14 protein-coding genes are annotated in these 12,138 nt (G+C 72.6%); 4 read left to right on the top strand and 10 right to left on the bottom strand.

What is annotated here, in order from left to right; translation table 11 throughout:
- Positions 1–114: 114 nt before the first annotated feature.
- The 6 genes from QFW81_RS02795 to QFW81_RS02770 are packed head-to-tail and all read right to left on the bottom strand — an operon-like array spanning position 115 to position 5,826.
- Positions 115–495 (bottom strand): hypothetical protein, encoded by a 381-nt coding sequence (locus QFW81_RS02795; protein WP_280577039.1) that lies wholly within the window; start codon positions 493–495, stop codon positions 115–117.
- Positions 496–513: 18 nt separating this feature from the next.
- Positions 514–1,500, bottom strand: a complete 987-nt coding sequence (locus tag QFW81_RS02790; RefSeq protein ID WP_280577038.1) for an SDR family oxidoreductase — start codon at positions 1,498–1,500, stop codon at positions 514–516.
- Between the two features lie 33 nt (positions 1,501–1,533).
- Entirely contained in the window at positions 1,534–2,652 is a 1,119-nt protein-coding gene (locus QFW81_RS02785) for an SDR family oxidoreductase (RefSeq protein ID WP_280577037.1), read from the bottom strand.
- Positions 2,653–2,697: 45 nt separating this feature from the next.
- The gene (locus tag QFW81_RS02780) at positions 2,698–3,642 is read right to left on the bottom strand and encodes an alpha/beta hydrolase (RefSeq protein WP_280577036.1); all 945 of its coding nucleotides are present in this window, start codon (positions 3,640–3,642) and stop codon (positions 2,698–2,700) included.
- A 1-nt stretch (position 3,643) separates the two neighbouring features.
- Positions 3,644–4,456, bottom strand: coding sequence for a MipA/OmpV family protein (locus QFW81_RS02775; protein WP_280577035.1), 813 nt, complete (start codon positions 4,454–4,456; stop codon positions 3,644–3,646).
- A complete protein-coding gene (locus QFW81_RS02770; RefSeq protein WP_280577034.1) occupies positions 4,453–5,826 on the bottom strand; it encodes an NTP/NDP exchange transporter in 1,374 nt (457 codons plus the stop codon). The genes QFW81_RS02775 and QFW81_RS02770 overlap by 4 nt, the downstream gene beginning before the upstream one ends.
- A 265-nt stretch (positions 5,827–6,091) precedes the next feature.
- Here QFW81_RS02770 and QFW81_RS02765 point away from each other — a divergent pair, with 265 nt between their 5' ends.
- The 3 genes from QFW81_RS02765 (at position 6,092) to QFW81_RS02755 (ending at position 8,464) form a co-directional block, all read left to right on the top strand.
- Positions 6,092–6,757 (top strand): response regulator transcription factor, encoded by a 666-nt coding sequence (locus tag QFW81_RS02765; protein WP_280577033.1) that lies wholly within the window; start codon positions 6,092–6,094, stop codon positions 6,755–6,757.
- Positions 6,754–8,142, top strand: a complete 1,389-nt coding sequence (locus tag QFW81_RS02760) for a sensor histidine kinase (RefSeq protein ID WP_280577032.1) — start codon at positions 6,754–6,756, stop codon at positions 8,140–8,142. The genes QFW81_RS02765 and QFW81_RS02760 overlap by 4 nt, the downstream gene beginning before the upstream one ends.
- A 94-nt stretch (positions 8,143–8,236) precedes the next feature.
- Entirely contained in the window at positions 8,237–8,464 is a 228-nt protein-coding gene (locus QFW81_RS02755; protein WP_280577031.1) for a hypothetical protein, read from the top strand.
- A 58-nt stretch (positions 8,465–8,522) separates the two neighbouring features.
- Here the strand turns inward: QFW81_RS02755 and QFW81_RS02750 are convergent, their stop codons facing one another.
- From QFW81_RS02750 to QFW81_RS02740, 3 genes are all read right to left on the bottom strand, one after another.
- Positions 8,523–9,059 carry a nuclear transport factor 2 family protein gene (locus QFW81_RS02750; RefSeq protein WP_280577030.1) on the bottom strand — a complete coding sequence of 179 codons (537 nt, stop codon included), beginning with the start codon at positions 9,057–9,059 and terminating at the stop codon, positions 8,523–8,525.
- Positions 9,060–9,304: 245 nt separating this feature from the next.
- A complete protein-coding gene (locus QFW81_RS02745) occupies positions 9,305–10,039 on the bottom strand; it encodes an SDR family oxidoreductase (RefSeq protein ID WP_280577029.1) in 735 nt (244 codons plus the stop codon).
- Between the two features lie 179 nt (positions 10,040–10,218).
- On the bottom strand, positions 10,219–10,620 hold the full coding sequence (locus tag QFW81_RS02740; RefSeq protein WP_280577028.1) for an Atu4866 domain-containing protein: 402 nt from the start codon (positions 10,618–10,620) through the stop codon (positions 10,219–10,221).
- A gap of 97 nt (positions 10,621–10,717) precedes the next feature.
- Between QFW81_RS02740 and QFW81_RS02735 the strand changes: the two genes are divergently transcribed.
- The gene (locus tag QFW81_RS02735) at positions 10,718–11,614 is read left to right on the top strand and encodes a LysR family transcriptional regulator (RefSeq protein ID WP_280577027.1); all 897 of its coding nucleotides are present in this window, start codon (positions 10,718–10,720) and stop codon (positions 11,612–11,614) included.
- A 96-nt stretch (positions 11,615–11,710) separates the two neighbouring features.
- On the opposite strand, the gene QFW81_RS02730 is transcribed toward QFW81_RS02735, so the two are convergent.
- Positions 11,711–12,127 (bottom strand): hypothetical protein, encoded by a 417-nt coding sequence (locus tag QFW81_RS02730; RefSeq protein WP_280577026.1) that lies wholly within the window; start codon positions 12,125–12,127, stop codon positions 11,711–11,713.
- Positions 12,128–12,138: the final 11 nt, after the last annotated feature.

Genomic DNA, 12,138 nt, shown 5'->3' with positions numbered 1-12,138 from the left:
CGTCAGGGACGCGCAGGGTCGGATGGCAGGCCGCCCGGCCAACGCCCCGGGTGCGGCGTTGCCTTACCCGGGCTACGGCGCTGTGTGTCGCGGCGCCGGTCGGCTGGAGTCGGCTCAGCCCGCCATCGCCCCCGGACGCGCCAGCCATGCTGCAATCACCAGCGCGCAGAACACGCCAGCGTTGATCCGCGGCGGCACGTAGGGCGAGAACAGGAACGCGATCGCGAGCCAGCCCAGCCCGGCCAGCAGCGCGAGCGCCAGCGGCGGCGTGGTCGCCAGCAGCGGCAGCGCGCGCGCCGCGACCATCAGCCCGAGCGCGCCGACCGCGACCTGACCCAGCGAGTACGCCGAGTGCAGGCCGTAGTACAGCAGCGTGGTCTGCGCACCGGGTGGATGCACGCCACGCACATGGTGCGAGACCACGTCGATCGCGAAATGCGCGATGCCGGTGAGCGTGAGCCAGCCGAAGGCGGTGTACACGAGCCACTTGTGCATGGACGTGCTCCGGTGCGGTCAGGCGTGCGTGACGTGGCGCAGGCGGGCGAACGGGGCGACGCCGCGCGCATCGGCGCCCTCGCGGGCCTCGTCGGCGACGCGCAGGCCGGTCAGCCGTTCCGACACTACCCACAGCCGCAGCGCGTGGCCCAGGTCCAGCGCGCGATCCGGCACGCGGGCCATGCTCGGCGCGCCGCGGGTCTCGCCGAAATAAGCGGGCCCGTAATACGCGCCGCCTTCGGCCTGCGGCGCGGTGGCCGCGAACAGCGTCGGCCAGGCGCCGTTGGCCGCGGGCTGGAACAGGAACCACAGCCAGCGCCGCGCGCGACCGGCCGCGCTGTCGGGGCCGGCGCCGTTGAGCAGCAGGTCGGTGCGCGAGATGCCGGGATGCGCGGCGATGCTGCGCAGGTTCCAGCCGAAGGCCTCGCTGCGGCGCTGCAGCTCCATCGCGAACACCAGGCAGGCGAGCTTGGACTGCGCATACGCGGCCATCGGCTGGTAGTCGCGTTCGCTCTGCAGGTCGTCGAAGTCGAAGCGGCCCTGGCGCGCGGCCACGCTCGACAGCGTCACCACGCGTGCGTCGGTGCTTCGCCGCAGCAGCGGAAGCAGCTGCGCGGTGAGCGCGAAGTGGCCGATGTGGTTGGTGCCGAACTGCAGCTCGAAGCCGTCCGCGGTGGTCCGGCGCTCGGGCGGGGTCATGACGCCGGCGTTGTTGACCAGCAGGTCGACGCTGTCGAGCGAGGCGCGCAGGCGCGCCGCGCAGGCCGCGACCGAGTCGAGGCGGGCGAGGTCGAGCGGGACGTAGTCGACGTCCGCGCCGGGCACGGCGTCGCGGATGCGGCGGGTGGCGTCTGCGCCCTTGCCCGCGTCGCGGCCGGCGACGGCGACGGTGGCACCGGCCTGTGCCAGCGCCAGCGCGGTCTCGAAGCCGAGGCCGCCGGTGCCGGTGACCACGGCGGTACGGCCGCGTTGCGAGGGAATGTCGTGTGGGGTCCAGCGGTCCATGGCGATGCTCCTGGGGGAAAGGTGAGGTCGCGCTCAGCGCGCGCCGGTGGGGAAGCGGGTGCCGGTCAGCTGCTCGGTGACCGCCCACAGGCGCGCGGCGACCTCGGCGTCCTGCGCCGCGGGCGGCACGGTGGCCAGGCCGAGCGGGCCGTTGACCTCCTGCGGACCGGTGGGGCCGTAGTACGCGCCGCCGACGGCCTCGGGCGCGGTCGCGGCGAACAGGGTCGGGATCGCGCCCTGCGCGGCGGTCTGGTAGTGCTCGCGCCGGCTGGCCCACTGCTGGCCCTGTTCGCTGTCCAGACCCGGCCCGCGCGCGACCAGTTCGGTCACCGCCACGCCCGGATGCGCGGCCAGGCTCTGCAGGCCCCAGCCGGCGGCGTCGCTGCGACGCTGCAGTTCGCGCGCGAACATCAGGCAGGCGAGCTTGGACTGCGCATAGGTCACCATCGGCTGGTAGCCGTTCTCGGCCTGCAGGTCGTCGAAGTCGATCCGCCCACGCAGCGCGGCGATGCTCGACAGCGTCACCACACGTGGGGCCTCGCTCCGCTGCAGCAGCGGCAGCAGTTCGGCGGTGAGCACGAAATGGCCGGCGTAGTTGATCGCGAACTGCGACTCCAGCCCGTCGGGCGAGCTGCCGCGCTCGGGCGGGGCCATGATCGCGGCGTTGTTGATCAGGCCGTCGACGCGCGGCAGCGATGCGCGCAGGCGTTCGCCCAGCGCACGCACCGTGGCCAGGTCGCCCAGGTCGACGGACTCGAACTGCACCTGCGCGTCCGGGTCTTCGGCGCGGATCTTCGCGATCGATTCGGCGCCGCGCTCGGGATTGCGGGCGACGATCACCACACGCGCGCCGGCGCCCGCCAGCGCCTTGGCGTCCTCGAAGCCCATGCCGCTGGTGCCGCCGGTGACGACGAAGATGCGACCGGCCTGCGACGGCATGTCGGCCGTCGACCAGTCGGGCTTTGGCGCGGCCTGTGCGCGGGCCGTGGTACTGGCGAACGCGGCCACGGCCACCAGGCTCAGTGCGGCCAGGCGCTGGCGCCACGCGGCGCCCGCATTGCGTGGCGCGCGCATGGCGAGGCGCTGATGCGCGGCGGAGAACGCGGGCGCGTGGCGCGCGAGGGTGGAGCGGGGGAAGGTCGGGGTCTGCATGTCGATGTCCTCGGGAACGGTGGGGAGGGGGCGCGGCGGGGCGCGTCAGGGATCGAGATGGAACTGGAGGAACGGCGCGATCCGGTCGATCGCCGGGTCGATGTAGTCGTCGCGGTGGTAGAGGTCGTAGTGGCCCGCGCCGGGGATCACCACCAGCGCCTTGTCCGGCCCGCGCGCGAGGCCGTACAGCGCCTGCCCGGTCTCGTACTGGCAGGTGCTGCCCTGGCGGCCGCCGACGATCACCATCAGCGGCTGCACCAGCAGGTCGGGCACCAGGTGGAAGGCGTCGAAACCGAGCATCGGCCCGACGCTGCGCAGCAGCAGCCGGTTGCTCGCGTTCGGGTGGCGGTGCGGCGATTCGCGGTAGAAGCGGATCGCCTCCAGCAGGTCGCGGTCGGTGATGCTTTCGCTGCCGGCGGCCTCGAGGCTGTCGGGGATCCAGCGCTCGCGCCGCTCGGCCGCGCCGCGTGCGGCGGCGGTGCGCGCGCGGCCCACCTCGGCCAGGCGCGCGTGCAGGCGGTCGCCGCGCAGCATCCGCCGGAACGCGCGGCCGACGTCGGTGCCGGCCACGGTCGCCACCGCCTTGAAGCGGTGCTCGGTCAGCGCCGCATTGACCGCGTACCCGCCGCCGGCGCAGACGCCGAGCACGGCGATGCGCGCCTCGTCGACGAACGGCAGCGTCACCAGGTGGTCGACCGCGCAGCGCAGGTCCTCGACCCGCATCGCCGGATCTTCCAGATCGCGCGGCTCGCCGCCGCTGCCGCCCTGGTGCGACGGATCGAACGTGATCGCGACGAAGCCGCGCGCGGCGAGCTTGCGCGCGTAGATGGCGCCGACCTGTTCCTTGACGCTGCTGCCGGGCGTGGAGAGAACGACCGCCGGCCAGCTGCGGTCCTGGTCGAAGTCCGGCGGCAGGTGCAGCTGCGCGGCGATGGCGGTCCCGCCGTTGCGGAAGCTGGCCTCGCGCATGTGGGTGGTCGCGGCGGCCATGTCAGAACCGCCGCCCGAAGCCGACGAACAGCCGGCCGCTGCGGTCGCTGTCGGGCTCCAGCAACGGGCTGGCGCGCAGTTCGGCGGGCAGGTGGGCGGCCTCGGCCGATGCGACCAGCTGCCAGGCCTCGCCCACCGGATGCATCCAGCTCACGCCGATGCGGTGCACGATCGCCGAGCCCGGCGCGTAGGCGGTCACGCCGCGTGCCACCTCCTCGTCGAGCGTGCCGTAGTAGTAGCCGGCGAGGTCGTCGGAGAGCAGGCTGCTGCCCAGGTTGGCGGTGAGCGCCGAGCGACCGATCAGCCAGGTGTAGCGGTAGTCGAGCGCGACTTCAAAGCCGTCGCTGGCATCGGTGACGTCGTGCACGGCCTGCAGCGACAGCGCGCCCCAGCCGCCGCCGTAGGTCGCGCGGACGCCGGCGTCGAGGCTGTCGTCGCGATCCTCGAGCAGCGTGGCGTCGACGCCGTTGGCCGCCAGTTCGCCGCGGCCGAGGTCGTCGATGTCGAAGCCGTCCAGGCGCAGCGAGACGATTGCGTCCAGCACGAACCCGCCCGACTGCACCAGGTGCACGCCGGCGGCGTCGCCGTGCACGAAGGCGCGCTGCCCTTCGTAGTCGAGCAGCGGCACCGGCCGCAGCCTTGAGCCCTCACCCGCATACGGGCTGTCGATGACGACGGCGCCGAGGCCCAGCGTCCATTCGCCGCGCGTGGACGGATCGGCGACGGGTGGCGCGGACTGGGCGGCCGCGGCCGCGGACAGGGCGAGGAGGACGAGGCCGGCGCTGCCGGCGATCGCGTGTCGGAACAGTGTCATGGGGAGTCCTGCAGTGGGGCCGCGGCGCCGCGCGTGCGGCGATGGGAGGCGGCGGGTGGGGGAAGCGGGGGAGCGGCGGCCGGAGCCGCGTGCCGCGCATGCGCGCGTCCGAGCCACAGGCCGAGCGCGGTCCAGGCGAAGGCCAGCGGCACGACCACGCCGACCAGCCCGCCGAGCGCGAAGCCCAGGCGCCCGAGCAGGCCTTCGACCTGCGCGCCCAGCACGTCGCCGCCGCGGTAGACGAAGGTGTCGATGGCGGCCTTGGCCTTGTAGGTGTCCTCGCGGTCGAGCACGGTGAACAGCGCCTCGCGCGCCGGCCGGGTGATGCCGCGCTGCATCGCGCGGTTGCCGGCCTCCAGCACGATCAGCACGACGAACGAGCCGTACGCCGCCAGTCCGACGAAGCCGACCGCGGTCGCGACCGGCAGCAGCGCCAGCGCGATGCCCAGGCCGAAGCGCTGGATCAGCCGGCCGGTCAGCGTGACCTGCAGCGCCAGCACCGCGATCTGGGTCCACATGTCGATGTTGCCGAGCACCGCGGCGCGCGCATCGGTATCGCCGGCCACCTCGGCGACCATCTGCAGCCGGGTGAAGTAGATGAAGGTCGCCATGACCGTCATCAGCAGCACGTAGCCGGCGATACCGGCGAGATAGGGCGAGCGGACAACCGCACGCAGCCCGGCCCAGGCGCTGCCGCCCACCGGTGCGTCGCGTTCGCTCGTCGAGGCGGCCTTGCGGTCGGGCAGCAGCCGCAGCAGCCACCACGCCAGCATCAGCGCCGCGAGCAGGAAGCCGCTGGCCACCAGCAGCAGCGCGGGCGTGCCCACTGCTTCGGCCAGGCGCGAGGTGAGCCACGGTCCGAAGATCGCGCCCAGGGTGCCGCCGACCGAGATCGGCGCGAACAGGCGCTTGCCCTGGTCGGCGTCGAAGCGTTCGGCCAGCAGCGCCCAGAACACCATGGTCGCGAACAGGTTGAACACGCTGAACCAGACGTAGAACGCCTGTCCGCTGCGCTCGCCGATCGCGCCGGGTGCGAACTGCAGCAGCGCCCAGAACGTGGCCAGCCCGATCGCGAAGAACCCGTAGGTCGCGCCCAGCAGCGGGAACCGGCGCAGCCGCGCGGCCAGCCACGCGAACACCGGATTGACCGCCAGCGTGACCACCGCGGTGCCGACGAACAGCCACCGCACCTGGTCCATGCCCTGCGCCATGCCCAGCGCGTCGCGCACCGGGCGCAGCAGCATCAGCGCGGTCAGCACGCAGAAGAAGAACAACGCCGCGACGGCCACGGCGGCCGCTTCGTCGCGGCGGATGTTCGCCAGCGACTGCAGCAGGCCGGTGCGCGCTGGCGATGACGGCGACGTCGCCATGTCAGTGCGACGCCCCGCGACGCACGGGATCCGATGCGGCGACTGCGGCGTGCGTGCATCGCGGGGTCGTGGCCGGATCGGTGGACGGATTCATCGTTGCGCTCCTCGATGCGTCAGTCGGCGGATGCGACCGTGGCGATGGAGTGCATGCTCGGCGCGGGCGATTAATTCGGGTTTAAGCGACACGCGGTTCGCACCCGCGGTCTTAAAACCGTTTTAATAGGCGCACCGCATGATTCCCGGCACCGCCTGCGCACAGCCCCCGATGGATGAGATCCTGCTGGTCGAAGACGACCATATGCTCGGGCGCGCGCTCACCGCGGCGCTGGCCCAGGAGGGCTGGCGCGTGGTGCATTGCGAGGACGCGAACGCCGCGCGTGCGGTGCTGATCGACCACGCCTTCGTCGCCGTGCTGCTCGACCTCGGCCTGCCGCAGGGCTCCGGGCTGGACGTGCTCGCCGCCATGCGCGCGCGCTACGACCCCACGCCGGTGATCGTTATCACCGCGCGCGACCAGCTCAGCGACCGCGTGCGCGGGCTTGATGCGGGCGCCGACGACTACATCGTCAAGCCGTTCCAGCGCGACGAGATGCTGGCGCGGCTGCGCGCGGTGCTGCGCCGCAGCCGCGGCGCGGTCACGCCGCTGCTGCACTGGCGCGACGTCGAGATCGACCCCGCCGCACGCGTGGTCACCCGCGCCGGCGAACGCGTCGCGCTGAGCGCGAACGAGCTGCGAATCCTGCTCACCCTGTTCGAGGCCCGCGGCCGCGTGCTCGGCCGCGAGCAGCTGCAGGCGCGGCTGTACGGCAGCGACGGCGGCGTGGGCAGCAACACGGTGGCCGTGTACGTGCACCAGCTGCGCCGCAAGCTGGGCGACGCGGTGGTGCTGACCGAGCACGGCCACGGCTACCGCGCGGGAGACGAAGCGTGATCCGCGCGCCACGGTCCCTGCGCACGCGGCTGCTGGCCGCGCTGGCGATCGTGCTGTTCACCGGCTGGGCCGGCTGGTTCGCGCTGCAGTACGTGCAGATGTCCAAGCGCCAGGTCGGCGACCTCGACGGCATGATCCGCAACGTCGCCGAGCAGATCCTGCAGTCGCTGCCCGAAGACATCACCGGTGCCGCGCAGCAGCCGCGACGTTTCGAGCTCGATCTCGAGGAGAAGACGGCGCTCGGCAAGTTCGACCTGCTCGCGTTCCAGGCCTGGGATCTGGATGCGCGCCGGCGGCTGGTGTCGTCGCGCTCGGCGCCCGCGCAGGCGATGGTGGACGATTTCGAGGACGGCTTCACCTCGCAGTCGATCGACGGCGTGCCGTGGCGCGTGTACTCGGTGCGCGACCTGCGCGGCGCCGTGCAGGTGCAGGTGGGTATTCCCGAGGCGGCGGTGCACCTCGAGATGCGCCGCTGGTTCCACACCAGCCTGGGCACCGCGCTGGCCCTGCTGCTGACGCTCGGCCTCGCGGTGTGGCTGGTGATCGAATGGTCGCTGCGGCCGGTGGCGCGGCTCGGCGAGGCGCTCAACACGCGCGCACCGCTGGATTTCGCCTCGCTGCCCGACGCCGGCCTGCCGAGCGAGGTCGTGCCGCTGGTGCAGGGCTTCAACCGGCTGCTCGAACGGCTGGCGCAGGCGCTGCAGCACGAGCGCGAGTTCCTCGGCGAGGCCGCGCACGAGCTGCGCACGCCGCTGGCCGCGCTGCTGGCGCAGGCGCAGGTGCTGCAGCACGCCGGCGACCGCGACGAGGCGCGTACCGCGCTGGCCGAACTGATCTCCGGCATCGAGCGCACCGCGCGGCTGGCGCAGCAGCTGCTGGACGCGGCGCGGGTGGAAGCCGGCGGCGGGGCGCGCGAGACGGACCTGGACCTGGCGCTGGTCGCCGGCATGGTCGCCGACGAGTTCGCGCAGGTCGCCACCCGCGAGGGCCGCGCACTGGAGCTCGACCTGCGCCACGCGCCGGTACGCGGCGACATCGACGACCTCGGCATCCTGGTGCGCAACCTGCTCGACAACGCGTTGCGTCATGGAGGGCCCGGTGCGCGCGTGCGCCTCACCACCGCGGTGGCGGTGGAAGAAGGAACGCGGATCGCCCTGCTGGCGGTGGCGGACGACGGCCCCGGCATCCCCGACGCGGACCGTGAGCGCGTGTTCGAACGCTTCTATCGCGGCGGCAACGGCCACCGCACGTCGGGCATCGGCATGGGCTTGTCGCTGGTGCAGCGCGTGGTCGCCGCGCATGGCGGCCAGGTGCGCTGCGTCGCCGGCATCGACGGGCGCGGCTGCGGCGTCGAGGTGCGGCTGCCGGTGCGCGCCGGGAGTTGAGGCGATCGGACTTCCGTATGCGCGCTGCAACGAGTTGACGGGGCGCGCACGCGATGGTGGGCAAGGTATCCCCGATGCCGAACCAGGTGGAGCCATGAAACGTTACATCGGCGCCGATGGCGACTCCGGCGTCGCCGCCTACGAGGCCGGACCCGGCTGGATCCTCGTGCGCTTCCACCACGGCGGCACCTACCGCTACGACGACACCCATCCCGGTCCCCTGCACGTGATGGAGATGCAGCGCCTCGCCGACGCCGGCGACGGCCTCAACACCTACATCAACCAGCACGTGCGCGACGACTACGCACAACGCATCGCGTAGCCCGGATAAGCCCGCAGGGCGCATCCGGGACGCGTCGCCCTGTCCGCGTCCGTCTCGCTTACTCCATCAACGCATCCAGCGCCCAGGTATCGAGGAACGCCACCACCCGCACGATCCTGCCGCCCTCGAGTTCCATGTGCCAGGCGTAGTGGTTGGTGTACGCGCTGCCGTCGTGCGCGCGGGCGGTGCCGCGCCAGACCACCACCACCGCGTCGCCCTGCGCCACCACGTGCTGCACCTCGGGCACGATCGGCGTGGCCAGGCGCGCGAGGATCGGGGCCACCGCGCGGTCCAGGAAGTCCTGCTTCGAGGTGTAGACGCCCGACACCGGGCTGCCGCCGGCCACCGTCCACTGCGCATCGTCGGCCAGCAGGTCGAACACGCTGCCGGTGCCGGCGCGCCAGGCGTCGAAGGCGGCGCGGATCGTTGCCTCGTTCTCCGCGGTGCGGGTGGTGGTGTCGCCTGGCGATGGTGCAACGGTGTTTGACGACGCAACGGTCGACGTTGTTCCGATGCGCTCAACCGGCTCCGCGTGGACTGAGGAGGCGAATGTGGACACCAGCAACGCGCCTGCCAGCAGCCATGCGCGCTGCACGCGCCCCCGTCCGCCTTCGGCACCTGTCCGGCCCGGTGCACCGCACCGGGCGTCCGGNNGACCTGCGCGGCAGTGCCGCGCAGGCAGGTCGCCCTCACCCCTCGTCAACGGGGTAAGGGAGAAGCCGAGTGTCGCGGCCTCGCCCCGCGCGCGCGCGGGCAAGGAACCATCGAAGACCGCTTCGCGGTGCAGCCCCCTCCCACGTTCACGGGTGATAGTTGGGGTGGGGGCCCGCCCGCCGCCACTCATGCCGGGCTCCTCACGTGGCGCACCACGATGTCGGTGGTGTCCACGTCCGCCGGCTGCGCGATCGCGTGCGCGATGGCGTTCGCGATCGCTTCGGGCTTCAGCGCGATCTGGCGGAACTCGTCGATCGCCTTCGCCGTCTCGGCGTGGGTGATGGTGCTGGCGAGTTCCGATTCCACCGCGCCCGGGTACACGCAGGTCACGCGCACGATGTCGCTTTCCATGCGCAGGCCTTCGGAGATCGCGCGCACCGCGTACTTGGTGGCGCAGTACACCGCCGCCGTCTTCATCACGAACAGGCCGGCGATCGAGGACACGTTCACCACGTGACCGCTGCCCTGGCGCTCCATCACCGGCAGCACCGCGGCGATGCCGTGCAGCACGCCGCGGATGTTCACGTCGATCATCGTGTCCCACTCGTCGGTCTTGAGCGCCGAGATCGGCGCCAGCGGCATCACGCCGGCGTTGTTCACCAGCACGTCGATGCGGCCGTAGCGCGCCAGCGCCACGTCGGCAAACGCCTGCACGTCATCGCGCGAGGTCACGTCCAGCGCACGCGCGAATGCCTTGCCGCCGTTTGCGTTGATCCCGGCGGCCAGTGCCTGCAGCCGGTCGGCGCGGCGCGCGCCCAGCACCACGGTGGCGCCGCGTTCGGCCAGCACGCGCGCCGTGGTCTCGCCGATGCCGCTGCTGGCGCCGGTGATCAGTACAACCTTGTCCTGTAGATCTTTCATCGTCGGTTCTCCTTCTTGTGTCGAGGAAGTCAGTGGCGGCGCGCGCACTGCGCGTCGCGCGGTGTATCGGCGTCGGCGCCGGTATCAGGTGTGGACCGGTGCCGCACCCTCCTGCCCGAGCGGCGCTCAGTCGGCGAGCACGCGATGGGCGTGCACCGATGGAAACGAGGGGTGAGCGCTCAGCGCGCGGTGCGAGGCGTCCCGGCGCCGGCGTCGCGTGGCGCGCCGGTGTCGGCATCGGGCGCCACCCGCCGCAGCACCATCCCGCCGTGGTGCAGCACGTCGGCCTCGACGAACACGCCGTCGGCGGTGAATCCGGTGTCGTCCACGTAGTCGATCCGGTTGCCGCTCACCGTGTAGCGGCCCTGGTAGGCGCTCTCGCGGGTGCCGCGCGCCTCGTCGTAGCGGCCGTTGGGCAGCAGTTCGTGGCGCACGTGCCGGTCCTCGGTGACCCACATGCCCACGTAGGGGTGCGGGGCCGAAGCGGGTTCGGCCGCGGAGGGTTCGGCGGCGCCCAACGCCCCGGCCAGCAGGGCCGAGACCACGGCGGCGGGGGTCTGGAAGTGCGGGGTGTTCGACATGGGGCTGTCTCCGTGGGGCGTGGAACACACCGTAGACAGCCACGACCGTCGAGAGAACCCGCCAAACGCTGGATGCATTGGTTAGACTCGCTAACCAATGGGCCCCGATCTCAACCTGCTGCGCATGTTCCTGGCCGTCGCCGAGACCGCCAGCTTCCGCGCCGCGGCCGATGCCCTGGGCGTCACCCGCTCGGCCGTCAGCCAAAGCATCCGCCGGCTCGAGGACGGCCTCGGCGTGGCCCTGGTGCAGCGCTCCACCCGCAGCGTGCGGCTGACCGAGGCCGGCGAGCGCCTGCACCGGCAGGTGGCCGGGCCGCTGCGCACCGTGGCCGGCGCACTGGAGGAAGCGGTGGACGACGGCCCGCCGCGTGGCCTTCTGCGGGTGCACGTGTCGTCGATCGCCGAGCGCTTCCTGTCCGGCCCGCTGGTGGCCGGCTTCGCGCAGGCGCATCCCGGCATCGTGCTCGACGTGACCGTCAGCGACGACCCGATCGACATCGTCGCCGCCGGCTTCGACGCCGGCGTGCGCCTGGGCGAGGTGATCGAACAGGACATGGTGGCCGTGCCGCTCACCGGCCCGCAGCGGCAGGTGGCCGTGGCCGCGCCCGCCTACGTCGAAGCGCACGGCATGCCCAAGCACCCGCGCGACCTCGTCCACCATCGCTGCATCGGCTGGCGCCCCGCGCCGGGCGTCGCGCCGTACCGATGGGAATTCAGCGAAGACGGCCGCGAGTACGACGTGGCCGTGGACCCGCAGGTCACCACCAACGACCTGCGCGTGATGCTGACCACCGCGCTGTCCGGCGGCGGCATCACCTTCGCCTTGGAGGAGAACGTGCGGCCGTGGGTGCAGTCGGGCCAGCTGCTGCCGATGCTGCAGGACTACCAGGCCCCGTTCGCCGGCTTCTTCCTGTACTTCCCCAGCCGCCACAACCAGCCGCGCAAGCTGCGCGCGCTGGTCAAACACGTGCGCAGCTTCCGCGAGCAGGAGTGACGGCAGACGGGAATTTGCCGTCTACGAAGGGATTCGCCGCTCAGGAAATGTCTGCCGCAGAATTTTCCTGAGAAAGCCGCCCCCGCCCGCTGCGCCTCATCGCGTCTGCGCACGCGCCGCGCGCACCCGCGCCTGCCGCTGCTGCTCGGCCACGCTCGCCCAGAACGCGAACCCGTGCAGCGAGGCGAAGCACAGCGCCAGCAGCGTCCAGGCCAGGTCGAGGTTGAGGTACACGTTCGCCGCCCGGTTGAGCCCGGCCCATTCCGACCGCCGCATTAGCCACGAGCCCTCGCCCAGCAGGCCATGCACCGCCTGCGCCACCGACGGCGAGCCCCAGCCGCCGCCCCGCACCAGCCCCACGACGCCCAGCCCCAGGCACGCGAAGAACGCCAGCGCCAGCGCGCCGCCCAGCCACGGCAGCACCGCGCCCATCCAGCGCGTGCGCGGCCACAGCTGCAGCGCGCCCAGTCCCCAGGCCAGCGCGAGCAGCAGCAAGGCGAACAGCAGGGACATCGGGACGCGGG

The sequence above is a fragment of the Luteimonas kalidii genome, assembly GCF_029887935.1.
Lineage (GTDB): Bacteria > Pseudomonadota > Gammaproteobacteria > Xanthomonadales > Xanthomonadaceae > Luteimonas > Luteimonas kalidii.
The sequence above is the reverse complement of the archived record's forward strand: the minus strand, read 5'-3'. Positions and strand labels throughout refer to the sequence as shown.